29 protein-coding genes are annotated in these 22737 nt (G+C 63.9%); 15 read left to right on the top strand and 14 right to left on the bottom strand.

The genetic code is table 11. The annotated features are described in order from the left end of the window. Positions 1-295 precede the first annotated feature (295 nt). Entirely contained in the window at positions 296-793 is a 498-nt protein-coding gene (locus LB556_RS27280; RefSeq protein ID WP_224570679.1) for a GAF domain-containing protein, read from the top strand. A 96-nt stretch (positions 794-889) separates the two neighbouring features. Here the strand turns inward: LB556_RS27280 and LB556_RS27275 are convergent, their stop codons facing one another. From LB556_RS27275 to LB556_RS27265, 3 genes are all read right to left on the bottom strand, one after another. Continuing rightward, positions 890-1951, bottom strand: a complete 1062-nt coding sequence (locus LB556_RS27275; protein ID WP_224570678.1) for a YeiH family protein — start codon at positions 1949-1951, stop codon at positions 890-892. Between the two features lie 143 nt (positions 1952-2094). Then, entirely contained in the window at positions 2095-2472 is a 378-nt protein-coding gene (locus tag LB556_RS27270; protein WP_224570677.1) for an ester cyclase, read from the bottom strand. Positions 2473-2552: 80 nt separating this feature from the next. Then, complete coding sequence (locus tag LB556_RS27265) at positions 2553-3446, bottom strand: LysR family transcriptional regulator (RefSeq protein ID WP_224570676.1); 894 nt, start codon at positions 3444-3446, stop codon at positions 2553-2555. A gap of 123 nt (positions 3447-3569) precedes the next feature. On the opposite strand from LB556_RS27265, the gene LB556_RS27260 reads away from it, so the two are divergent. The 8 genes from LB556_RS27260 (at position 3570) to LB556_RS27225 (ending at position 11206) form a co-directional block, all read left to right on the top strand. Beyond that, positions 3570-3965, top strand: coding sequence for a cupin domain-containing protein (locus LB556_RS27260; RefSeq protein ID WP_224570675.1), 396 nt, complete (start codon positions 3570-3572; stop codon positions 3963-3965). Positions 3966-3981: 16 nt separating this feature from the next. Then, on the top strand, positions 3982-4971 hold the full coding sequence (locus LB556_RS27255; protein ID WP_224570674.1) for an aldo/keto reductase: 990 nt from the start codon (positions 3982-3984) through the stop codon (positions 4969-4971). Positions 4972-5204: 233 nt separating this feature from the next. Next, complete coding sequence (locus LB556_RS27250; RefSeq protein WP_224570673.1) at positions 5205-5687, top strand: GNAT family N-acetyltransferase; 483 nt, start codon at positions 5205-5207, stop codon at positions 5685-5687. 2 nt (positions 5688-5689) lie between these two features. Next, positions 5690-6073, top strand: a complete 384-nt coding sequence (locus LB556_RS27245) for an ACT domain-containing protein (RefSeq protein WP_224570672.1) — start codon at positions 5690-5692, stop codon at positions 6071-6073. 172 nt (positions 6074-6245) lie between these two features. Next, the gene (locus LB556_RS27240; RefSeq protein WP_224570671.1) at positions 6246-7679 is read left to right on the top strand and encodes an aldehyde dehydrogenase family protein; all 1434 of its coding nucleotides are present in this window, start codon (positions 6246-6248) and stop codon (positions 7677-7679) included. A 174-nt stretch (positions 7680-7853) separates the two neighbouring features. Beyond that, the gene (locus LB556_RS27235; RefSeq protein ID WP_224570670.1) at positions 7854-8300 is read left to right on the top strand and encodes an MbcA/ParS/Xre antitoxin family protein; all 447 of its coding nucleotides are present in this window, start codon (positions 7854-7856) and stop codon (positions 8298-8300) included. Continuing rightward, positions 8294-8992 carry an RES family NAD+ phosphorylase gene (locus LB556_RS27230; RefSeq protein ID WP_224570669.1) on the top strand — a complete coding sequence of 233 codons (699 nt, stop codon included), beginning with the start codon at positions 8294-8296 and terminating at the stop codon, positions 8990-8992. The genes LB556_RS27235 and LB556_RS27230 overlap by 7 nt, the downstream gene beginning before the upstream one ends. A gap of 126 nt (positions 8993-9118) precedes the next feature. Beyond that, positions 9119-11206: a tetratricopeptide repeat protein gene (locus tag LB556_RS27225; RefSeq protein WP_224570668.1), complete on the top strand. Its 2088-nt coding sequence runs from the start codon at positions 9119-9121 to the stop codon at positions 11204-11206. Positions 11207-11432: 226 nt separating this feature from the next. Here LB556_RS27225 and LB556_RS27220 read toward each other — a convergent pair whose 3' ends face one another. Then, positions 11433-12002 carry a DUF308 domain-containing protein gene (locus LB556_RS27220; RefSeq protein ID WP_224570667.1) on the bottom strand — a complete coding sequence of 190 codons (570 nt, stop codon included), beginning with the start codon at positions 12000-12002 and terminating at the stop codon, positions 11433-11435. Positions 12003-12220: 218 nt separating this feature from the next. On the opposite strand from LB556_RS27220, the gene LB556_RS27215 reads away from it, so the two are divergent. After that, positions 12221-13132: an AraC family transcriptional regulator gene (locus LB556_RS27215; RefSeq protein WP_224570666.1), complete on the top strand. Its 912-nt coding sequence runs from the start codon at positions 12221-12223 to the stop codon at positions 13130-13132. A 44-nt stretch (positions 13133-13176) separates the two neighbouring features. Here the strand turns inward: LB556_RS27215 and LB556_RS27210 are convergent, their stop codons facing one another. After that, positions 13177-13626 (bottom strand): universal stress protein, encoded by a 450-nt coding sequence (locus LB556_RS27210; protein ID WP_224570665.1) that lies wholly within the window; start codon positions 13624-13626, stop codon positions 13177-13179. A gap of 221 nt (positions 13627-13847) precedes the next feature. On the opposite strand from LB556_RS27210, the gene LB556_RS27205 reads away from it, so the two are divergent. Further along, complete coding sequence (locus LB556_RS27205) at positions 13848-14429, top strand: histidine phosphatase family protein (protein WP_224570664.1); 582 nt, start codon at positions 13848-13850, stop codon at positions 14427-14429. A 6-nt stretch (positions 14430-14435) separates the two neighbouring features. On the opposite strand, the gene LB556_RS27200 is transcribed toward LB556_RS27205, so the two are convergent. Continuing rightward, complete coding sequence (locus tag LB556_RS27200; protein ID WP_224570663.1) at positions 14436-14837, bottom strand: VOC family protein; 402 nt, start codon at positions 14835-14837, stop codon at positions 14436-14438. Between the two features lie 203 nt (positions 14838-15040). Between LB556_RS27200 and LB556_RS27195 the strand changes: the two genes are divergently transcribed. Beyond that, positions 15041-15310: a cyclase gene (locus tag LB556_RS27195; protein WP_224570662.1), complete on the top strand. Its 270-nt coding sequence runs from the start codon at positions 15041-15043 to the stop codon at positions 15308-15310. An 80-nt stretch (positions 15311-15390) separates the two neighbouring features. Here LB556_RS27195 and LB556_RS27190 read toward each other — a convergent pair whose 3' ends face one another. From LB556_RS27190 to LB556_RS27165, 6 genes are all read right to left on the bottom strand, one after another. Continuing rightward, positions 15391-16164 carry a pseudouridine synthase gene (locus LB556_RS27190; protein WP_224570661.1) on the bottom strand — a complete coding sequence of 258 codons (774 nt, stop codon included), beginning with the start codon at positions 16162-16164 and terminating at the stop codon, positions 15391-15393. A 101-nt stretch (positions 16165-16265) separates the two neighbouring features. Next, complete coding sequence (locus tag LB556_RS27185) at positions 16266-16652, bottom strand: VOC family protein (RefSeq protein ID WP_224570660.1); 387 nt, start codon at positions 16650-16652, stop codon at positions 16266-16268. 40 nt (positions 16653-16692) lie between these two features. Next, positions 16693-17517 carry an alpha/beta fold hydrolase gene (locus LB556_RS27180; protein ID WP_224570659.1) on the bottom strand — a complete coding sequence of 275 codons (825 nt, stop codon included), beginning with the start codon at positions 17515-17517 and terminating at the stop codon, positions 16693-16695. Beyond that, entirely contained in the window at positions 17507-18004 is a 498-nt protein-coding gene (locus tag LB556_RS27175) for an SRPBCC domain-containing protein (RefSeq protein ID WP_224570658.1), read from the bottom strand. The genes LB556_RS27180 and LB556_RS27175 overlap by 11 nt, the downstream gene beginning before the upstream one ends. Continuing rightward, positions 18001-18336 (bottom strand): ArsR/SmtB family transcription factor, encoded by a 336-nt coding sequence (locus LB556_RS27170; RefSeq protein ID WP_224570657.1) that lies wholly within the window; start codon positions 18334-18336, stop codon positions 18001-18003. Before LB556_RS27170 ends, LB556_RS27175 begins: the two co-directional genes overlap by 4 nt. Before the next feature lie 141 nt (positions 18337-18477). Beyond that, complete coding sequence (locus LB556_RS27165; RefSeq protein WP_224570656.1) at positions 18478-19359, bottom strand: aldo/keto reductase family oxidoreductase; 882 nt, start codon at positions 19357-19359, stop codon at positions 18478-18480. Between the two features lie 93 nt (positions 19360-19452). On the opposite strand from LB556_RS27165, the gene LB556_RS27160 reads away from it, so the two are divergent. Both LB556_RS27160 and LB556_RS27155 read left to right on the top strand, forming a co-directional pair. Beyond that, on the top strand, positions 19453-20358 hold the full coding sequence (locus LB556_RS27160) for a LysR family transcriptional regulator (RefSeq protein WP_224570655.1): 906 nt from the start codon (positions 19453-19455) through the stop codon (positions 20356-20358). A gap of 393 nt (positions 20359-20751) precedes the next feature. Beyond that, positions 20752-21147, top strand: coding sequence for a hypothetical protein (locus LB556_RS27155; RefSeq protein WP_224570654.1), 396 nt, complete (start codon positions 20752-20754; stop codon positions 21145-21147). A 368-nt stretch (positions 21148-21515) separates the two neighbouring features. On the opposite strand, the gene LB556_RS27150 is transcribed toward LB556_RS27155, so the two are convergent. Continuing rightward, positions 21516-21737, bottom strand: coding sequence for a hypothetical protein (locus LB556_RS27150; protein WP_224570653.1), 222 nt, complete (start codon positions 21735-21737; stop codon positions 21516-21518). A gap of 282 nt (positions 21738-22019) precedes the next feature. Between LB556_RS27150 and LB556_RS27145 the strand changes: the two genes are divergently transcribed. Continuing rightward, positions 22020-22259 carry a hypothetical protein gene (locus LB556_RS27145; RefSeq protein ID WP_224570652.1) on the top strand — a complete coding sequence of 80 codons (240 nt, stop codon included), beginning with the start codon at positions 22020-22022 and terminating at the stop codon, positions 22257-22259. A 113-nt stretch (positions 22260-22372) separates the two neighbouring features. Here the strand turns inward: LB556_RS27145 and LB556_RS27140 are convergent, their stop codons facing one another. Then, a complete protein-coding gene (locus LB556_RS27140; RefSeq protein WP_224570651.1) occupies positions 22373-22600 on the bottom strand; it encodes a polymerase in 228 nt (75 codons plus the stop codon). Between the last annotated feature and the right edge of the window lie 137 nt (positions 22601-22737).

Raw genomic sequence — 22737 nt, 5'->3', positions numbered from 1 at the left:
AAACGAACTTGTCCAATAAATAGGCGCTCGGCAGGAAAAATTCAATCTTTCGAATTATTTGGCCTCTTGCCGGCATCGAGAAGCCAGGCGCTGAGACAATACTTTTGAATGGTTTTCTCCGGTCGGGATTATCCTTGCTGCCGGGAATGGAGGGTCGGGCCAGGGTTCTTCCGGACGCTATTTCCAACGGAATCCGTTTCGCACCTTCCTGAAATTGCCTAGGATGGCCGGGTGGTCGTTTGGTGCAGGGCTTTTTGCGGAAACGGAACCGCGATTCTGGATACGGAGACAAGCCATGTTCGCCGCCGAGGCCATCGATACATCGGACAAGGCCGCGTTCTACCGCGACCTCGCCGCGCAACTGAGGGCATTGCTGGAGGGCGAGGGCGATTCCATCGCCAACGCCGCCAACACTTCGGCGCTGATCTTCCAGATGGTGCCCGACCTCAACTGGGCCGGCTTCTATTTCCTGGCATCGGACGAGGAACTGGTGCTGGGGCCGTTCCAGGGCAAGCCGGCCTGCGTGCGCATTGCGGTCGGCAGGGGCGTGTGCGGAAAGGCGGTTGAACTCGGCACCTCGATGCTGATCAAGGACGTGCATGATTTCCCCGGCCACATCGCCTGCGACGCCGCTTCACGCGCCGAGCTGGTGGTGCTTTTGGAAGACGAGGAGGGCGTCTTCGGCGTGCTCGACCTCGACAGCCCGCTGCCCGGCCGCTTCGACAGTGCCGACCAGGCCGGCATCGAGGCGCTGGCGGCGATCTATGTCGCGGCGAGTTCGTTCGAGGATTGAATCCGGCTCACAAACAGAGTCAGACAAGGCGCCCTAAGCCCTTGTTTTAACGAATGCCAAGTGACCGGCGCGGCTTCGCGCGCAGGGACAGGCGTCTCAGGCCAGCTTCACTAGCATGAGGCTGAAGCCGCCGATGAACAGGAAGGCGCAGAAGGCCAGCACCAGCGGGCGCAGGCCGCGCGAGCGCAGTTGCGAAATGTCGGCCTGCAGGCCCATGGCGGCGAGCCCCATGGTGAGCATGGCGGTGGTGGCGAGCACCATCGCCTGCTTCACTTCGGCCGGTATCGCGACCAGGCTGTTCAGCGCGGCGACGGCGACGAAGGCGGCGACGAACCACGGCATGGGCGGGCGTGCAGCCGAGGAATCGCCACTCTTGCGGCGGGCCATCAGGCCGAGCGCGATGACCATCGGCGCCAGCATGGCGACGCGGGTCAGCTTGGCGACGGTGGCGATCTCGCCGGACTGGGTGCCGTTCTGGAAACCGGCGCCGATGACCTGCGCCACTTCATGGATCGACGCGCCCGCCCACAGGCCGAAACCATGCTGGTCGAGGCCGAGCAGCGGCGCCAGCAGCGGGAAGCCAAGCATGGCGACGGTGCCGAACAGGGTTATCGAGGCGACGGCGTAGGTGACGTCCTCGTCGCGCGCATCGGTGACGATGTTGGTGGCCACGATCGCCGAGGCGCCGCAGATCGAGGTGCCGGCGGCGATCAGCTGGGCCAGCTTGGCGTCCACGCCGATCAGCCGGCCAAGCGTGATGGTGAAGACGAAGGTGGCGCCGAGGGTCAGCGCCACGATGCCGACGCCGACCCCGCCGATCGACACGACCTGGCCGAGCGTCAGCTGGAAGCCGAGCAGCACGATGGCAAAGCGCAGCAGGCGCTTTTGCGAGAAGGCGATGCCGGCTTTGGCATGCGCCGGGATGCCGACCATGTTGGAATAGATCATGCCGGCAACGACGGCCAGGATCATCGGGCTGAACAGGGCAAAGCCGGAGACGTCGTGCGCCGAGAAGGCGACGGCGGTGATCATCGCGACCAGCACGAGGCCGGGGATGATGCCGTTCCACACGGAATCGAGCCGCTTGCGGCCCCTCGCCAGATCGGCGGAAATCGTGCTTTTCGGAATGTCGTTCGCGATGCGGGTCAGGGAAGACAATGCAATTCTCCAGGCAGGTATGCCGTGGAAATGGCATTTCACCATCAATCTTTCCAACGAATTGTTTTGGTTAGAATGATCGATTTTTCAGAATGATTGTGAATCTGGTGAGGTCGGGCATCAAACTGGGAGGTGCGACCGCGTCAAAGCTGCGCTTCAATCGCTGCCTTGTCGATCACCGACCAGACGTTCCTGATCCGGTCGTTGAGGATTTCGTAGAAGACGTTCTCGCTGAAGGCGACTTTCCTGCCATTGATGGGCAGGCCGAAGAAGGTGCCCCTTGGCATACAGTTGAACTGCAGGCGGCTTGCTATGAAAGGCGGTTCGGAGATCATGAGCTGGACGTCGAAAAAGAGGTCCGGGATTTCCCGGAAATCCCGCTCCAGCATGTCGCGATAGCCCGACAGGCCGACCCGGTCGCCATTGTAGTGCACCTCGTCATGGACGAAGCGATGCAGCCTTTGCCAATCCTGGTTGTTGAGGCAGTCGATGTAGCCTCGATAGAGGTCGGTCACGGTCACGGCGATGGCTCCGGGGTTCGTCTGGTTACGTTCCGCCAGGAAGATAGAACGGCTGTGGGTCCAGTCCAGATGGGCTGCGGCTAGCCCCTGTACCGCAGCGCGTCGACCAGCAGCGAGAAGGCAGGCGTCGCCTGGCGGCGGCTGGGGTAATAGAGGTGGTAGCCGGGGAAGGGCGGGCACCAGTCGGCCAGCACCCGCACCAGCCGGCCGTCGGCCAGGTGCGCCGTCACCTCGTCCTCGGGCAGGTAGGCAAGGCCGAGGCCGGCCAGCACCGCATTCATGCGCAGCCCGGTCGTGTTGAAGATCAACTGGCCTTCGACGCGCACCTTCAGCTCGCGCCCAGCCTTTTCGAACTCCCAGGCATAGAGCCCACCATAGGTCGGCAGCCGCAGATTGATGCAATTGTGGGCGGTCAGGTCCTGCGGCGCGCGCGGCTTCGGCCGGCTGGCGAAATAGGCCGGCGATCCGACCACCGCCATGCGCATGTCCGGGCTTATACGCACCGCGATCATGTCCTGCGCCACCTGCTCGCCCAGCCGCACGCCGGCGTCGTAACGCTCGGCGACGATGTCGGTCAGGCCGTAGTCGACGATGATCTCTATCCTGATGTCGGGATAGTCGGGCAGGAATTTTGCCAGGGCCGGCCACAGGATCGTGTCGGCGGAATGCTCGCCGGCGGTGATGCGGATGGTGCCGGCCGGCTTTTCGCGCAACGCGCTCAGGGCGGCGAGTTCCATCTCGATCTCGTCGAGCCTTGGGCCGACGGTGCGGGCCAGGCGCTCGCCGGCCTCGGTGGGCGAGACGCTGCGCGTGGTGCGGGTCAGAAGCCGCACACCCAGCCGCTCCTCCAGTGCTCGTACCGTGTGGCTGAGCGCGGATTGCGAAACGCCGAGCTTGGCTGCCGCCCTGGTGAAGCTCCTTTCCCGCGCGACGGCAAGGAAAGCGGTCAGTTCGTTCAGATTGTCTCGCGGCATTGATGAGCCCTTCTCATAAGTGCATGCCGTATATAACAGCTAATCCAGTTTAATCGCAGGCCCTAAATAGGCATCACCAAAGCCGGTGTTGAGATTTGTCCGGCACAAGGAAGGACCAAGAAAATGGATATCAAGCGAAGCGGCTCGCAAGCCTCCGGCAAGGGTCCTGGCGACTGGTTCACCGGCACGGTGCGCATCGACCCGCTGTTTCAAGTCGTCGCGCCGTCCTGCGCGGCCGGCAATGCCGTCACTTTCGAGCCTGGCGCGCGCACGGCATGGCACACCCATCCGCTCGGCCAGATCCTGATCGTCACCGCCGGCTGCGGCCGTGTGCAGCGCGAAGGCGGTCCGATCGAGGAAATCCGGCCGGGCGACGTGGTTCGCTTCGAGCCGGGCGAGAAGCATTGGCATGGCGCGGCGCCCACCACCGCGATGACCCATATCGCCGTCCAGGAATCTCTCGACGGCAAGGCGGTCGACTGGATGGAGCATGTCAGCGACGTGCAGTACCAGGGCTGAGCAAAGGAGAACGACAATGCAAAAACGCACACTTGGAACGGCTGGCCTGGAAGTTTCGGCCATCGGGCTCGGCTGCATGGGCATGAGCCAGTCCTACGGGCAGGCGATGGAGACGCCGGACGCCGTCCGCCTGATCCGCTCGGCGTTCGAGCGCGGCATCACCTTTTTCGACACAGCGGAGGTCTATGGGCCGTTCAAGAACGAGGAGGTCGTCGGTGAGGCGCTTCAGCCAATCCGCGACCAGGTGGTGATCGCCACCAAATTCGGCATCGACATCGCCGGTACGGCCGGACATCAGGGCATGGACAGCCGGCCGCAGCATATCCGCGACGTCGTCGAGGCATCGCTCAAGCGGCTGAGGACCGATCGGATCGATCTCCTCTATCAGCACCGTGTCGACCCGGTCGTGCCGATCGAGGAGGTGGCGGGCACGGTGAAGGAGCTGATCAGCCAGGGCAAGGTGAAGCATTTCGGCCTCTCCGAGGCGGGCGTGCGCACCATCCGTCGCGCCCATGCGGTGCAGCCGGTCGCCGCGCTTCAAAGCGAGTACTCGCTCTGGTGGCGCGAACCCGAGGAGGCGATCCTGCCTGTCCTCGAAGAACTGGGCATCGGCTTCGTGCCCTTCAGCCCGTTGGGCAAGGGATTCCTGACCGGCACTATCAACGCCGATACCAGGTTCGACAGCAGCGATTTCCGCAACACCGTCCCGCGGTTCGCGGAGGAGGCCAGGAAGGCAAATCAGGCGCTGGTCGATGCTATCGCCGCGATCGCAGCGGAGAAGAAGGTGACCCCGGCTCAGGTCGCGCTCGCCTGGTTGCTGGCGCAAAAACCCTGGATCGTTCCGATCCCCGGGACGACCAAGCTCAGTCGCCTCGAGGAAAACATCGGATCATCCGCTGTCGCGCTGACGGCGGCCGATCTTGCCAACATCGAAAGCGCGGTCTCGGCGATTGCCGTGCAGGGAGAGCGCTATTCCCCGCAACAGCAGGCGAGAATCGATCGCTGAACCGGACTGCGGTATCCGCGATAAGCCGGTATTGACGTCCCGCGCTTCCTGCTCCAGCTTGGCGCCATGTCCATCATCGCCTGCAACAGCACCAACCGACGCCGCTCCCGCACACCGGGGAGCGGCAAGCCGATTGCGCGACGAGGAACACCGGCAGGATAGATCCGGTTCGTTCGTTTCCAGCCCCGCTCACCTGCACAGGTCGGCGGGTTTTTCACATCTGGAGCCTTGTCATGACAAATAAGTCTATCCGGTTTCGCCCGGCCGAGCCTACCGATGCCGCGGCGATCCGCGACATCGTACGGGCCGCCTATGCCAGATGGGTGCCGGTGATCGGCCGCGAGCCGCTGCCGATGCGCGCCGATTACGACAAGGCTGTCCGCGAGCATCCGTTCGATCTCGCCGTCGAGGACGGCCGCATTGTCGGCATGATCGAGACCATGCTGGCCGACGATCACCTCTGGATCGAGAATGTCTGTGTCGTGCCGGAGGTGCAGGGCAGGGGCGTTGGCCGGCTGCTGCTGGAGCGGGCCGAGCAGCAGGCGTTGGAGGCAGGGCGCCCGGAGCTCCGCCTGTTGACCAACGGCGCCTTCGAAGCCAATGTGTCGCTCTATCGCAAACTTGGCTATACGATCGATCGGGAGGAGTCGTTCATGAACGGGACGACGGTCTACATGAGCAAGCGGCCGGTCGGACGCCCACCGCGCGGAGCGTGAGGATGGCTGCCAGGGTCACGCTCAAGCGACTCCCCGGCCTGTATGCGATTGCGCGGCTTGGGGCCAGTGACGGCATTCCTGCCTGGGCGAACGGAGCAGGCTTCGTCAGCATCACCAGAACCGACGACGAGCTCTCGATCACCTGCCTTCAGGATCGCGTGCCGGATGCCGTCAGGCAGGATCGCGACTGGGTCGCCTTTAAATTGCAGGGACCTTTTGCGTTCGACGAAACCGGCATTGTGCTATCGGTCATAAGACCGCTGTCGGAAAATGATCTGGGTATCTTCGTGGTGTCGACATTCGATGGCGACCACCTGCTGGTGAAAGCGGCGGACGAGCCCGCGGCGAGACAGCATCTGGGCGAAGCCGGCCATACGCTGCTATAGTCCGCCCGTCGCCGTCCCAATCTCGCCGTGCAACGATTGGCGTGCCTGGCTCAACCACTGGCGGGCTGGCTTAACCACTTCGGGGGTTGCGTTTGACAGCGCCGTTTGTGCATCGCTATTTCTAGCCAGATATCACGGCCGGACCGGCCATGCGGCATCCCAAGGAGAAACCATGTCACACAATCTGCAGTTCTATATCGATGGCGCGTGGGTCGATCCGGTCGTGCCCAGGACGCTCGATGTGGTCGATCCGTCGAACGAGGACGTCTTCGCGCAGATCTCGCTCGGTTCCAGGGCCGATGTCGACAAGGCGGTGGCCGCCGCCAAGCGTGCTTTCGAAACCTATGGCTTCACCTCGGTTGAAGAGCGCCTCGATGTCCTCAACCGCGTCATCGAGGTCTACAAGAAGCGCAGCAAGGACCTGGCGCTTGCCGTGTCGCGCGAGATGGGCGCGCCGCGCCAGATGGCACTCGACAGCCAGGTCGGCGTCGGCCAGGCGCATCTGGAAAAGATGGCCGAGACGCTGAAGAGCTTCCAGTTCCGCCATGTCAAGGGGTCGTCGCTCATCGTCAAGGAGCCGATCGGCGTCGTCGGCCTGATCACGCCGTGGAACTGGCCGCTGAACCAGATCACCTGCAAGGTGGGTCCGGCACTCGCTGCCGGTTGCACCATGGTGCTGAAGCCCTCGGAAATCGCGCCGCTCGACGCGATCATCTTTGCCGAGATCATCGACGAGGCCGGCGTGCCGAAGGGCGTGTTCAACCTTGTCAATGGCGACGGCCCGGGCGTCGGCCAGGCGCTGTCCAGCCACCCCGACGTCGACATGATGTCGTTCACCGGCTCGACGCGGGCCGGCATCCTGGTGGCCAAGGCCGCCGCCGACACGGTCAAGCGCGTGCACCAGGAACTGGGCGGCAAGTCGGCCAACATCCTGTTCCCCGATGTCGACCTCGCCAAGGCCGTCACCAAGGGTGTCGCCGGCTGCTTCAGCAACAGCGGCCAGTCCTGCAATGCGCCCACCCGCATGTTCGTGCCGCGCGATCGTCATGACGAGGCCGCCGGCTATGCCAAGGCGGCCGCGGAGAAGTTCACCGTCGGTCCGGCCGATGGCGCCGATACCAAGCTTGGCCCGGTTGTCAGCCAGGTCCAGTTCGACAAGATCCAGGACCTGATCCAGGCCGGTATCGATGAAGGCGCCACGCTGGTCGCCGGCGGCCCCGGTCGCCCGGCCGAACTCAACCGCGGCTACTTCGTCAGACCGACCGTGTTCGCCGACGTCACCCACGACATGCGTATCGCGCGCGAGGAGATCTTCGGGCCAGTGCTGGCAATCCTGCCCTATGACACGGTCGAACAGGCGGTCGAGCAGGCCAACGACACCGTCTACGGCCTTGCCTCCTACATCCAGGCCAAGGACATCCAGAAGGCCCGTGACGTGGCCGCACGCATGCGCTCGGGCAATGTCTATATCAACTACCCCACCTGGGACGCCGGCCTGCCCTTCGGCGGCTACAAGCAGTCGGGCAACGGCCGCGAATACGCCGAATACGGCCTTGAGGATTTCCTCGAGATCAAGGGCATCGCGGGGTACGAGGCGGCGGAGTAGGCGTCGAGCGCTCGTGGCGCGCGACTTTCCGCAAGTAGCCAATCGCCCGAGGCGGCGCCGGCTTTGGCGATTGACGGACTCCCATTGCAAGGGGTTTGCGTCCAATGCTTTGCGCACCTCTCCTTGCCAATTGGCAGATACATGCTATATATCTGCCAATAGCGGGAGCAAGACATGCAGCTTCAGTCCATCGTCACCACGCCGGCCACGGTCGGGTCCGCCATATCGGATGAAGAGGCGGGTGCGTTGGCGCGCACCACGGTCAACCTGTTCAAGGCTTGGAGCCTGACCGACCTCGAAGCCTGCATCCTGCTCGGCGGCATGTCGGCGCGGACGTGGGCACGTTGGAAGATGGGGGCACGTTGGAAGGAGGGGGCACGTTGGAAGGAAGGCGGCATCGGGCGGATCGATCGCGACCTGCGCACCCGCATGGCGCATCTGATGGGCATTCACAAGGGGCTGCGCTATCTCTTCACCGAACCGGCGCGTGGCTATGCCTGGATACGCAAGCCCAATGCCGCTTTCGGCGGGCAGTCGGCGCTCGACCTGATGCTGCGCGGCGAAATCTCCGATCTCGCGGCGATGCGCGAATGGCTCGATGCGGAGCGTGGTGCATGGTGAGTGGGCGCGCGGTCCGTCGCCGCGTCCACTGGCCCCAGACTTTTCGCATCATCCGCTCCATTCATCCGCCGATCGACTTGTTCGAGGACATCGCCGACCCGCACGACTGGGAGGCGCTGGCGGCCGTCGAGGAGAAGACCAACCCGCGCATCCGGCTCGAGCTCGGCGATCTCGGCAAGGTGCCGGCCGCGAGGCGTGTTTCCGGTCCCGGCGCCAGCTTCGTCATGGCGCCTTTCGTGCATTGCTCCGTCCTGCGGCCTGGCCGCTTCTCGGACGGCAGCTATGGCATCTACTATGCCGGCGACAGCGAGGACGTGGCGCTCGCCGAAACCATCCACCATCACCAGAACTTCATGCGCGCCACCAATGAGGCGCCGGGCTGGACGGCCGATTTCCGCGTGCTGATCGGCAGCGTCGATCGCGAACTCGACGATGTCAACGCCGTGCCCGGCGTGCTCGATCGGGACGACTACGCCGCCTCGCAGGCGGAAGGGCGTGCGCTACGGGCAGGGGGCAGCGACGGTCTGGTGTGGAACAGCGTGCGCATGGCGCAAGGAGAGTGCATCGGCATCTTCTGGCCCGACGTCATCGGCATCCCGGTCCAGGGGCGTCACTACAGTTACCACTGGGACGGCGGTCGCGTCGATTTCGTGCGCCAGCACGATACGGGCAAGGTGCTGGCGGTGGTGTAACCGTAGGCGAGGCGGAAGCCGGCTGACCGGATTTCTTTTCCGTGGTGACTTGCGGCAATCAAGAATTTGTCTGATCAAGTCGGTGGAAGACCAACAACCGACAGACGTGAACCCGATTCCGCTGACATGATGCTTCACAGATTTCGGCGATTGATTGCATGGGCGGGGCGGGCACTGGCCGGCGCGGCCCTACTGCTTGCGCTCGTGGTTCCGGCGATGGCCGAAGGCCTCGAGGATTGTGGCAATGACAAGCTTGACACCGCCAGGCGAATTGCCGTCTGCAAGGTCGTCATCGAGGACAAGGCGGCGACACCCAGTGACCGGTCGCAGGCCTTTTTCAACCGTGCCAACGCCCTGGCGGACATGGGCGCCTATGATCTTGCCATTGCCGACTACAGCGAGGCGATAAAGCTCGATCCGAAGGACGCCGACGCCTTCAACAACCGCGCGCTTGTCTGGGGCTACAAGCAGGATTACGACCGCGCGCTGGCCGATTATGACAAGGCAATAGCGTTCAACCCGCAACTCGCCATCGCCTATGGCAACCGGGGCATGATCCGGAGCGACGTAAAGCACGACTATGTCGAAGCCATCGCCGATTTCGACAAGGCGATCAGCCTCGATCCGGCAAACAACGTTGTCTATAATTTGCGCGGCAATGCTTATCTGCGCACGGGCGACTATGACCAGGCCGTCACCAACTACAGCCAGGCCATTTTTCTCGATCCCGAGGATCCGGACCAGTATTTCAACCTCGGACTGGCCTGGGCATCCAAAGGCAATCCGGAACGCGCCATATCGGACTACAGCCAGGCGATCCGCCTCAATCCCAACCATGTCCAGGCCTATCGCTGGCGCGCCAATGCCTGGAAGAAGCTGGGTGGCGCCGACCGCGCCATATCAGACTATGACGAGGCGCTAGGGATCGATCCCAACGATGCCGAGACTTTCCGCAACCGTGGCGATGTCTGGCGTGGCAAGCAAGACTATGATCGTGCCATCGCCGATTACACCCAAGCCATCGTCGCCGATCCAAGAGATGCGGTGGCCTACAACAATCGTGGCTGGACGTGGTCGCTGAAGAACGACACCGACCGCGCCATTGCGGATCTCGACGAGGCGATCAGCCTCGACCCGAATTCTGCCGCGGCCTACTACAACAGGGGGCTCGCCTGGTCTGACAAGCGTGACGTCGATCGTGCCATCGCGGACTACGACCGGGCAATCATCATTACGCCTGGAGATGCTTGGATTTATAATGCCCGGGGCCGGGCCTGGGCCTCCAAGAGCGACTATATCCGCGCCATTTCGGACTACAACGTCGCCCTCATGATCAATCCCGACATGGCCGTTGCGTTCAGGAACCGCGGCTGGGTGTTCAGCCGGAAGGCCCAGTACGACAGCGCGATCGCGGACTATGACCAGGCCATCCGCCTCGACCCGAAATACGCTGTCGCCTACAGGGGCCGGGGCTGGGTGTGGGGCCGCAAGGGTCAGTACGACCGGGCCATCGCGGACTACGACCGGTCGATCAGCCTCGAACCCAAATATGCCGATGCCTATGGCGGCAGGGGCCGCGTCTGGCTCTACAAGGCCGACTACGACCGCGCCATGTCGGATTGCGACCAAGCCGCCAGTCTCAGTCCGAAGGATGCCTCCGCCTTTGCGTGCCGCGGCCTGGTGCGGGTGTACAAGGCGCAGTACGATCAGGCTCTTGCCGACTACGATCAGGCGCTACGCCTCGATCCCAAGGATGCCGGCACCTATGGCGACCGGGGGCTGCTGAGCTTCTATTCGGGCTCGCCCGAGAAGGCGCAGGCCGACTTTGAACAGGCGGCCGCGATCGATCCCGACGGTGCGTATAATGCCTATTATGCCTTGTGGATCGATATTGCGCGGCAGCACAGCGGGCTGCCGAGCGTTCTAGGCAACGCCACGCTCGAAGTGACGAAATGGCCGGCGCCGGTGGTTCGCATGTTCCTGGGGCGGCAGACGCCCGAAGCCACGCTGGCCGCCGCGGACGATCCCGACGGCACGACGAAAAACGAGCATCTGTGCGAGGCGCGCGTCTTTGTGGCGGAGTTCCAGCGGCTGCGGCATCGCGACGACGAGGCCTTGCGCTTCTACCGGCTCGCGCTGCGCGACTGTCCCCGCGACTTCACCGAATACACCGCGGCGTTCGCTGCCGTGCGGGCGATGGGCAAGGCGCCGTGAGGGTTGCATTGGCGGTCATGCGTTGCCGTTCTTGCGGCGCTCATGGTGCTTGACTACCGGAAAGGATCATGACGATTGCGTCGGCGAACCGCAGCACGCGCAGCGTGCGGGCGGCGCGGCTCGCCGCACTTCGGGGACGATGACGATGCCGGAGCCTTGCATGGCTAAGACGGGTGGCCCGCAAAGCCGTCTTACGAGTTTCGGCAAGGCCGAGCATGCGGAAGGATCAAGCCATGGGCTTGCGAGCCTGCGTGACACTCAGCCATACCGCCGAGACGAGGAAATAGAACGCGCCGAACGCGGCATAGGGGGCGATGTCGATGATGCCCGGCGTCGCGGTGCCGATCGCCTGTTTGATGAAGAAGCCGCCGGCAAGGGCTGACTGCGCACCGCTCAGCACCATCGCCCATTGCGCGCCTGCCCGCCAACGGCGCACGCCGGTCGCAAGCTGGAACAGGCCGGAGAGAACGGCCCACGCGCCGAACACCGCCAGCACCGCGTGCGGGCCCTGTCCAAGGGCAATGGCGACCGCAATGGCGGTGATGGTGCTGACCGCCGCGTTCAGCGCCTGGCTGGGGTTGGCCCTCAGGCCGCCGCTGCGCCGCGCATCGAGAATGTTGGCGATCGCGTCCCATGCGGGGTAGGCGACCAGGAGGACCGCGGCGACGGGCGGCGCGCTTTTGCCAAGGGTGAAGGCGGCCGCTACCCAGGCGACCGAAAAGCCGGCCCGCAGGAAATAATATGACTTCAGCCATTGCGACGCGGCGTCGGGCGCCTGGATTGTTTTAGTGCTCATTGGAACTTCCTGTCGAGTTGGTTGGAATGACCCGAGGGCGGCGAACCGGCCCGCTCGATCGATTTGAGATCATGGCCTCGGGTTGGATGATTGGAACAGCTCATGCTCGCGGCCCCAGGGGTGCGGGAATGACTTTGCTCCAGAGTAAAAACAGCACATAATCACAGTCAAATGCGCTATCGTCGTCAGGAATGTAGGAAAACCGGCCGGCCGCATCCATGATGGAATCGCCTGAAAACTTGACCGTTCTTCCGGATGGAGCATTCCACACCGGCGTCACCGGCGACCTTCTCTCCCATGTGCTGGCGCAGATCAGGCTTACCGGCGACCAGGTTTTTTCGCGCACGCTGGCAAAGGCGGAGCAACTCGACCTCGACGAAGGGCAAGCCCATATCGTCGTGGTGACCGCCGGCGCGCTGTCCATGGAGCGCGAGGATCAGGCCCCGGTCGTCATCGACGCAGGCGACCTCGTGCTGCTGCCTCGCGGTCCCGGTGCGTTGCGGCTGGTGGCGTCGCAACCGCACGCAGCGATCGTCGCCTGCCGCTTCTGGTTCGATCCGGACAGCCTTCGCGGAATGATCTTTGCCTTGCCGCAATGCATCCATATCGGGCGCGCCCAGGGGGCAGGGTGGGTGGACGGAATGCTGCCTTTCCTGATGATCGAAACCAGCGACGTCCAGCCCGGCGCCGCCTTGATGATTTCCCGCATCATCGATCTCATGGTCATCCGCACCTTGCGCGCCTGGGTCCATGAAGGACACGCCACGGGCTGGCTCGGGGGACTTTCCGATGCCCGCATCGCCCGTTCCTTGAAAGCCATCCACGAAAGGCCGCTGCAGCGGTGGAGCATCAATGAACTGGCCGACAAGGCCGGCATGTCCCGTTCCAGCTTCTGCGAACGCTTCGCCGCTCTCGTCGGGCGCTCACCGCTGCGCTACCAGAATGAATGGCGCCTGGGATTGGCCCGCGACCTGCTGGCTAGGCGCGATGCGCGCGTCGGCGAGATCGGCTTGCGCATCGGCTACGAGTCCGAGGCCGCCTTCAGCCGCGCCTACAAACAGCTCTTCGGGCATTCGCCACGGGCTGAATATGCCCTGGCGAGTGAACCCGCGCCGCGGAAGCAACCCTGACCGACGGCGGCATTTTTTAGAATGCCGAGTTGCGGGATCGGCGGCTACCGCACCACGAGCACCGGAATCTCGGTGTAGGACAGCACTTCCGCTGTCTGGCTGCCCAGAAGCAGCCTGCCGAGGCCCCGACGGCCGTGCGAGGCCATGACGATCAGGTCGCAGCCCTGCGCCCGCGACAGCTCCAGGACCGCTTCGGCGGGCCTTTTGTCCTCGACATGGACCAGCTTGGCGGACACGCCGGCGGCGTCGGCCGATGCCTTGCACTTGTCGAGCACTTCCTTGCCGTAGCGGCGCGCTTCTTCCTGGTAGGCGGCCAGTTCATCGCCGGCGGCGTAGCCGGCCATGGCGCCGCCCCAGGCGAAAATCGGGAATTGTTCCGAGACGGTGACGAAAGTGACGGCGGCGCCGATACCCTTGGCCAGCGCGAGGCCGTGGGCAACGCCCTTGTCGGCCAGTTCCGTGCCGTCGGTGGCGATGAGCAGATGTTTGTACATAATGATGTTGCCTGTGATGCCTGATGACTATCCAACAGAGATAGTTATGCCCCCGCACTCATTCATTGAGCCAATACGGCCGTGATCAGGGCCAGGGATGTGGCACAATATCGATGTGCCCAACCGGCGGCCTCAGCGAGGCATAGCACACTTTCCATGCCAGCCGGATTCCCCTTTGCCGCACCGTCCTCTAAGGTGCCGGCGAGTTCGAAAGGCGTCCCATGAGCAGCGCGCTACCCCAAATCCATCTGGTCCGGCATGGCGAGACGGCGTGGAGCCTTTCGGGGCAGCATACCGGGCGCACCGACATGCCGCTGACGCCGGCCGGCGAGGCAGCCGCGCGGGGCGTCGCGGAGCGGCTGAAAGGCCTGGCGTTTTCGGCGGTGTGGTCGAGCCCTTCGCAGCGCGCCTACAACACCAGCGTGCTCGCCGGCTTTGGCGCCGAGGGTATCAAGCTGGACGATCTGCAGGAATGGGACTACGGCGCCTATGAAGGGCGCACGACGAAAGAAATCCTGGCCGGGCGGCCAGGCTGGAACGTCTTTCGCGATGGCTGCCCGCAAGGCGAGACGGCGACCGATGTCGGGGCCCGCGCCGACAGGATCATCGAGCGCCTGCGCAAGGCCAACGCCGACATACTGATCTTTTCCAGCGCGCATTTCCTGCGCGTGCTCGCCGCCCGCTGGCTCGGCCTGCCGCCGCAAGGCGGGGCGCTGTTCGTGCTCGACACGGCCAGCATCAGCGTGCTCGGCTACGAGCACGATCCCGGCGAGCCGGTGGTGCGCAAATGGAACCTGAAGTAGGGCGCTCTATTTGTCGAACTTGCGGATCGCTTCCGCCGTCACCGGGGTGAAGAAATTCACCAGATTGCCGTCGGGGTCGCGGAACAGCAGCGAGCGGTTGCCCCAGGGCATGGTGGTCGGCTGCTGCACGGTCGTGCCCTTGATGAGGTTCGACAGCCGGGCGAATTCGGCATCGACGTCGTCAACGCGGAATTCGAGGATGGCCGTATGGTTGTCGGCGGGGCGGGCGATGTCGCCGCCAAACAGCATCAGGGTGCGGGTACTGCCGATCGCCAGCGTGCAGGCCGGCGTCGCCAGTTCGGCGAAATCTTCGGTGTACACCGTCACCGGCATGCCCGTGATCTCGCCGTAGAAGCGCACCAGGCGCTGAACATCCGAGGTGATGATGCGGACAGAGACGAAATTCATCGCATTGGCTCCTTGATCGCTGAAGCCGCGACCGGCTTCCCGATCGATCCATAGCCCAGGCCTGCTGACAGCTTTCCGTCAGGAGACGGGTGCGGCTCCCATTTGTGCGCCGGTTTGCCAAGGGCAGGATCGGGGCGATAGACTGGACGGCCCATCGCCGATCACTTGGGCGCCAATAAACAACAGCCTGGGAGGAATGTACGATGACGATGCTGTTCGTGAGACATACCGTGTCCGACTACAAGGCCTGGCGCAAAGTCTATGACGGGTTCGCCCCGGTTCAAAAGGCCAATGGCGTGAAGGCGGAGACCGTCTATCAGGCGGCGGACAACCCCAACGACATCACCGTAACGCATGATTTCGCCAGTGTCGCCGAGGCACAGGCCTTCATCAAAAACCCAAAACTGAAGGAGGCGATGGCGAGCGCCGGCGTGGTAGGCGCGCCAACCATATGGATCGCCAACAAGGCCTGATCGACGGCTCGAACTGTCGATCCGATCGCCAATGCCGCATGAAGGCCAGGCCGCTTTCGGCCTGGCGGAAGAACGTTTTTTCAGTCCGCCAGCAACACCAGTTCCTCCGCCGTCAAATGCCGCGCGGAACCCTTGGCGAGGTCGCCCAGCGGCAGCCGTCCGATGGCGATGCGGATGAGGCGCTTGACCTCGATGCCATGGGCGGCGAGCAGGCGGCGGATGTGGCGGTTCTTGCCTTCGTCGAGGACGATCTCCAGCCAGGCGGTACGGCCGCCGCTACGCAAAAGCTCGACCGAGTTGGCCGTCAGGGGCTCGCCGTCGACGGTGACCCCGGCGCGCAGCGCCTCCAGCATCGCTTCGTCGGGCACGGTGCCGACCTGCACGTGATAGGTCTTGGGCAGATGCGAGGCCGGATCCATCAGCCGGTTGGCGAAGCGGGTGTCGTTGGTCATCAGCAGCAGGCCCTCGCTGGCCTTGTCGAGGCGGCCGACCGGCGAGACATAGGGCAAATCGAGCCCTTCGAGGCAGGCATAGACGGTGTCGCGCTGTTGCGGGTCGTCGCGCGTGGTGACCAGCCCGCGCGGCTTGTTGAGCATGACATAGACCTTGCGCTCGGCAACGATTGCATCGTCATCGACGGTGATGCGGTCGCGGTTCATGTCGATGCGCAGCGAGGCATCGCGCACCACCTTGCCGCCGACGCGCACGCGGCCCGCCGCGATCAGCAGCTGCGCCTGCGTGCGCGAGCACAGGCCGAGTTTCGACAGCGCGCGGTTCAGGCTGACGCCGGGAGGCCCGGCGCTGCGTGGCTTGCCGGGTGGCGGCCTGCCGGGCGGTGGTGGTCGTGCTGCCATGCTGTTTTCGGATCGGTCCGTTCCATCGGACAGATGCCACGGGTGCACGCGCCTCGCAAGCTCCGCGCGGCCGGTCCATTCCTGAGGCAGGGACAAGCGCTTCAGGTGGACGGCTCGGCCATCACGATGACATTGCCGCAGGTGTCGTCGAAGAAGGCCGATGTCACCGGGCCCGTGCGTTGCGGAGGCCCGAGAAATTTCACGCCGCGCCCGGTGAGCCGGTCGAACTCGGCATGGATGTCGCTGACGGTGATGAGCGCCGCCGGGAAATGGGCATCGTAAAGCGCCTGCTGCGCGGCACGTGCCGGCGGCGCGCTGTTGGGTTCGAGCACCAGTTCCGTGCCGGCATCGTCGGGTGCCACGACCGTCAGCCAGCGAATCGGACCGCTGTCGTGATCATGCTTTTTCACAAAACCCATGACCGAGGTGTAGAAGGCCAGCGCCTTGTCCTGGTCGTCGACCTTGATGAGGATATGGCGAAGCTGCATGGTCGATTTCCTTTCATTCGCATGGCGTTGACGTCCGTACCTAATCCCGACTGTTCAAGAATGCCGACAGCGCCGGCACATGGGCGGCGGGTTTCAGCATGTGGTTCTGGCCGGCCAGCGTCCGGTAGCGCGCGTTGGGCAACGCTTCGGCCAGCGCCCTGTTGCCGTGTTGCATCCATGGCGGGCTTCTGCCGCCATCCGTCACCAGCACCGGCACGCGCAGCGATGCCCAGCGGGCGGGGTCGAGCGGCTTGCCAAGCTGGTCGCCGGCGACGATGGCGCCATCGTGCGGCAAGGTGTGCGCCACGGCCTTGAGCTGCCGCCAGATCGGTGTGAGCTTCATGAAGGCGATGAGCAGGCGGGGCATGCCCACCGATTTGAGGAAGGCGGCGACGCCGTCGCCGCGCCGGCCTTGCGCGACGGCATCGCCGATGGTTGCCCAGTCGGCCTGCGTTGTCTTGCGGCTGTCGTCGACGATCAGCGGCGCCTCGTACAGAGCGAGCTTCCTGATGCCGGGCAGGCGGACCGCCGCCATCAGCGCCAGCATGGCGCCCGACGACATGCCCCAGACATAGGCTTCGCCGCCGGCTGCCCGCAGCACCGCCTCGATGTCATCGACCTCGCGCTCGACCGCATAGGACGAGGTGTCGCCGCTGTCGCCACGGCCGCGCCGGTCGTAGCGGAACACGGTGAAGTTATCGGCGAGCGCCTTGGCCAGCGGACCGCTCGGTCCCATCGTGCGCGAGCATAGAGCGCCGTCGACGAGGATGAGGGGGTGACCACGGCCCCGGCGCTCGCAGGCGATCGGCGTTCCATCCCGCGACAGCACGGCTTGGGTGGACGGCTTCGCGTTCTCAGCCAGCATGGTCGTCCCGCTCTATCAGTTTTTCAAGCCGGTCGAAGCTCTGCATCCAGCCGCCGCGCATGCCCAGGGCCAGCAGGCGCTCACGGTCGGCGGCACTTGCCAGCGTCACCTCGAAATGGACATGGGTCCGCATGCCATCGGGTGTAAGGGTCACGGTATGGCGGCTCTGGCCCGGCGGATTGCCAGCCCATTCGCGGATTTCCGGATCCGGTTCATCACGGTAGCTCAGCCTGACGTTCTCGACGACTTCGAGATAGCTGCCCTGGTTGCGGTAGAGCGCACCGCCGGCGGTCAGCATGTCGATGCGCCAGCGGCCACCGACGCGCACGTCGAGTTCGCAATGGGGAATGGTGCAGCCCCTGATGCCCCACCATTGCGCCACCAGCCTTGGATCGGTCCACAGCCGAAAGACGCGCGCCACCGGAGCCTCGAACACCCGTTCGATAGCGAAGCCGCGACCGGCGGCATTACGGGCGCGATCACTCACGGCGCCTTGTCCGCGCCGCGCCGCAGCAGATCCTCCATGCGGTCGAAGCGGCCTTCCCAGAGGTTTCGGTAGTCGTCGAGCCAGCGGTCGATATCGCGCAACGGCTTGAGCTCGATGCGGCTCAAATGTTTCTGCGCCGCACGGCTGCGGGTGACGAGGCCGGCCTGTTCCAGCACGCCGACATGCTTGGATACGGCGCGCACGGTGAGCGCGAAAGGTTGCGCCAACTCGGCGACCGAGGCTTCGCCGTCGAGCAGCCGCGCAAGGATGGCGCGCCGCGTGGGGTCGGCGAGCGCGGCGAATGTGTGGTCGAGAGAGAATTCAGCGGCCATTGTGGAACCAACCAGTTCTGGAACTAAATGGTTCTATAATTGGTTTGCCCCGACGCGTCAACAGCTCCGGGAAGCCCGCGAGGGCTTGCAGGTGGAGGCGACTGCCGGGAGGCGTTTCTCACCCGGCAGTCGCTGAAAGTCTCAGGCGGCTGCCTTCTCGGCCGCGATGCCGTTCAAGACCTCGATCGCGTCGGCCGGCAGCTTCAGCTCCGCCGCCGCCAGGTTTTCCCTGAGATGACCGACCGAGGAGGTGCCGGGGATCAGCAGGATGTTGGGGGAGCGCTGCAACAGCCAGGCGAGCGCCACCTGCATCGGCGTCGCGCCGAGCTTTTTCGCGACGTCGGCAAGGGTGTTCGACTGCAGCGGCGTGAAACCGCCGAGCGGGAAGAACGGCACATAGGCGATGCCGTCGGCGGCAAGCTCGTCGATAAGCGCGTCGTCCTGGCGATGCGCGATGTTGTACTGGTTCTGCACGCAGACTATGTCGACCATGCCGCGTCCCTGCGCGATCTGTTTGCGGGTGACGTTGCTCAAGCCGATATGGCGCACAAGGCCCTGGCGCTGCAGTTCAGCGAGCGTGTCGAGCTGCGGCTCGAGCGAACCTTCGGCGGGGCCGTGTATCCCGTGCATGGAACGCAGGTTCACGACTTCGAGCACGTCCAGCCCCAGATTGCGCAGATTGTCGTGCACGGCCTGGGTCAGCTCCTGCGGTGACATCGCCGGGATCCACGAGGCATCCGCGCCGCGCCGGGCGCTGATCTTGGTGACGATGGTGAGGTCCGCGGGGTAGGGCTGCAGCGCTTCGCGGATGATCCGGTTGGTGACATGCGGGCCGTAGAAATCCGAGGTGTCGATGTGGTCGACGCCGCTCGCAATCGCCTCGCGCAGCACGGCGAGTGCTGCTTGCCTGTCCTTTGGCGGGCCGAAGACGCCGGGTCCGGCCAGTTGCATGGCGCCATAGCCAAGGCGCTTCACGGTGCGGTCGCCGAGTTTGAAAGTTCCGGCCTTGCTGATGTCGGTCATGGTCTGATCTCCTTTGGATCAGCCAGATATAGACAGCGCGCCCATGCGCGATAATATGGTGCAATCGGAACAGCCTGTGCGGAAAGGCGAACAATGGCGGCGGATCTGGGCGACCTCCAGGCATTCATGGCGGTGGCGCGCGCCGGCGGCTTTCGCGAGGCGGCGCGGGTGAGCGGCGCCAGCGCGTCCAGCCTCAGCGAGACGGTGCGGCGGCTGGAAAGCGGGCTCGGCGTGCGGCTCCTCAACCGCACCACGCGCAGCGTCGCGCCCACCGAGGCGGGCGCGCGCCTGCTCGAGCGGCTTGGCCCCGCGCTCGGCGAGGTCGAGGCGGCGCTCGACGTGGTCAACGGCTTTCGCGGCCGCCCGGCGGGCACGCTCCGGCTCAACGTGCCGGTGGTGGCAGCGAAACTGGTGCTGCCGCGCCTTTTGCCGTCCTTCCTCGCGGCCTATCCCGAGATCCGGCTGGAAGTGACCGCCGAAGACACTTTTGTCGACATACTGGCGAGCGGTTGCGACGCCGGCATCCGCTATGACGAGCGGCTGGAGCAGGACATGATCGCCGTGCCGATCGGCCCGCGCCGGCAGCGCTTCGCCACCGCCGCCGCACCGGGCTATCTCGACCGGCGCGGCCGGCCCGGCCATCCGCGCGACCTGCTCGATCACGCCTGCCTGCGCGGCCGCTTCGCCAGCGGCGCGAGCCCGCCCTGGGAGTTCGAACGCAACGGCGAGGTGGTGAGCGTCGACCCGACCGGCCCGCTGCTGGTCAGCACCGGCACGGCGATGGACCTCGCTCTCAGCGTGGCGGTCGCCGGCGGCGGCATCGTCTCGTTGTTCGAGGATTGGCTGCGTCCCTATTTCGACGATGGCAGGCTGGAACCGGTGCTGGAGCCCTGGTGGCAGGCGTTTTCCGGGCCGTTCCTCTATTATCCCGGCCGTCGTCTTACCCCCGCACCGCTGCGGGCGTTCATCGACTTCGTTGGCGGGACGCGATGGGAGTGAGTGCTGTGTCGCTCCCGTGCCGGGCGAAGACGGTGCTCATCAGCGCGCCCTGATCAGCAGCCAGAACAATAGAATTCCATGGGTGGGAATTTTATTGCATCCCAGAAAATCACTGTTGCAAGCAGGTGAAAATCAAGCTTACTCTGGAAGAGTATCGACTGATATTAAGTATAATCTAATATCGCCATCGCTGTCGCGATGATTGGCCGTGGCACAGACGGAGACTATATCGGCCGACCGGCTGGTGGCGTGGAGTTTCCAGGGCGCCGAGTTGTATGAAGGGGATCGGGCATGGACCATCAAATGGCGAGTGTGACGCATCGCTATCGTCGGAAGCAGACCTGATTATCCTCGCTCTAACTCGATCGGTCAGTGTATTGACGGGGGCGTGTCATGTCTTCTTACTGGAGTGCTGGAGCTGGATTGAATAATATATCGGCTATTTTTCTTGCCATCCCCGCACTGGCAATCATGTCGTCCTGTTCTGGTCAGAAAAGCAATCAACCCAAAATGTCCTGCGCCGAGGCGATCTCGGAGCAAGCGGCGGCAGATGCTGTCAGCAGGTATTCGACTGAGCACTCGAGATATCATCCGGAAATCCATCTATTTCTCACTGCCAGCGGATTTTTCTTGAGAAATATGGCTTTGAAAGATGGAACAATATCGTTCGTCTATGTGCTTGAAGGCGGGTTTCGCACGCCATGTCTTCTGAGGCGACTCGTCATGATCGATACAACTCTAGTCGTGGTAACAACGGATAGTCAGTTGAAGATATTGTCGATCCAGTAACTTCCTTCCTGTTTCCGATTTGAGCTTCACCTTGAGGGGCGAGGATGCGGCTTGCGAATGCAAAATGATGAGCTCGAAGGTCCCGACGGCCGGCCGACGCGGCTGCCCGCGACGGCGGCGAGGAGTTCGCGCTCACCCTGCCCGAGACCGACGCGCCGGGAGCCTTCGTCATCGCCGAGAAGCTGAGGAGCGAGGTGGGCGACCTCTCTCTCTTGCGCATGCCGGCAGCGAAAAGGGCATCGTCACCGTGATCATTGGGGTCGGCACCCTCAATGTCGGCGGGGCCGCAATGGAGATCGCCGATCTTTTGCGACGCGCCGACGAGGCGCTATACGGCGCCAAGGCCGCTGGGATTGCAGTGCCTAGCTTCAATCGGACCGAAGTGAATCGGTGTTTGCGGAATCGAGCTTTACAAGGCGAGCTTTTGCTTCGCCGACGCGTTTTTGCGCGAATCTGATCCGGTCGCAAAGTCGCAGATTGATGCCGACGCCACAGTCCTCGTCCAACATGGCGTTTGCACGTTCAAGGGCGAGTTCCGCTCGGTTGAGCCGCTGCCTCGCCGAGGCCAATTCCAAGGTCAGAAGTTCCATTGCTGCCGCTTCCGTGGTTGGTCCCTTCGAATTGGAAACCGCTGCCGGTCGGTTTGGTTCCAGCTGTTCACGCGAACCTGCATTCGCCGCGGCCCCCTGTCCTGTTCCTGCCGTCTTGCTGGAAATCGCCGCCGCCACTTCCAAAATTAAGCAGGCGGTTTGCAGCTATGCCTTTGTTTATTGACCCTGCCAAGGACAGGCGTAGTTTATCCAGGCGCCTGCAACACGAACCATACGGTCGGGAGCGATTACCCTGCCGTCACCCAATTCCAGGAGGAAGCTGTGCGCAGGCTGTTACAGACTCGCCATGGCGAATATCTCGATCACCGATTGGAGTGTCCCTTTTGCGGCGTCATCCGCCTGCAGATCCCGGCCGATGCGACACCATCGACCCGGATCAGTTGCGCCGAGTGCGGCAGATATCTTGGCATATGGGATGAGCTGCAGACCGACTTCGAGCAACAAGGCGGCAACGACGGAGTGTTCCGCCTCGACAAGGGGCGTATCCAGAAGCTCGACTAAACCATGGCCGCGCGCAACGTCCGGCCGCGCCGGACTCACGCCGTAGTGCGTGGTTTCATCAGGCGGTAGAGACTGTCGGTCCCTTTACGCCTGATGCCGATCGCCGATGCCCATCACGACGGCCTTTGATGGGCAAGGCTGGTGTCGAAGGTGTCCGGGAGGAGGGGTGTGCCGCTCCGGCCGGTCGCGGCTGTCGTTGTCGTGTCGACCGGCATGATGATGACCATGCGGGCATGCCGCTCCGGCCAGAATGGTCTTCCGAAGAGGAAGAACGTGCTTGCGAGAAAGCAGACCAGCAACAGGGTGGCGAGGATGTTGGCGATGATCTCACCCAGTTGCATTGCCCCTTCTCCAGATCACGCACCTACCATCGCCAACGAGCATCGGCGGACGATGTTCCAATGAGCGTGGCCCTTCGGACTTCAGTCCGAGTTGCGGTCGAACCATAAAGGCACGAGCTGCCTGAGCACCGGTCGAG

Origin of the sequence: Mesorhizobium sp. ES1-4 (assembly GCF_020164745.1) — a bacterium.
Taxonomy (GTDB): domain Bacteria; phylum Pseudomonadota; class Alphaproteobacteria; order Rhizobiales; family Rhizobiaceae; genus Mesorhizobium.
This window is presented reverse-complemented; position numbering and strand designations above follow the sequence as displayed.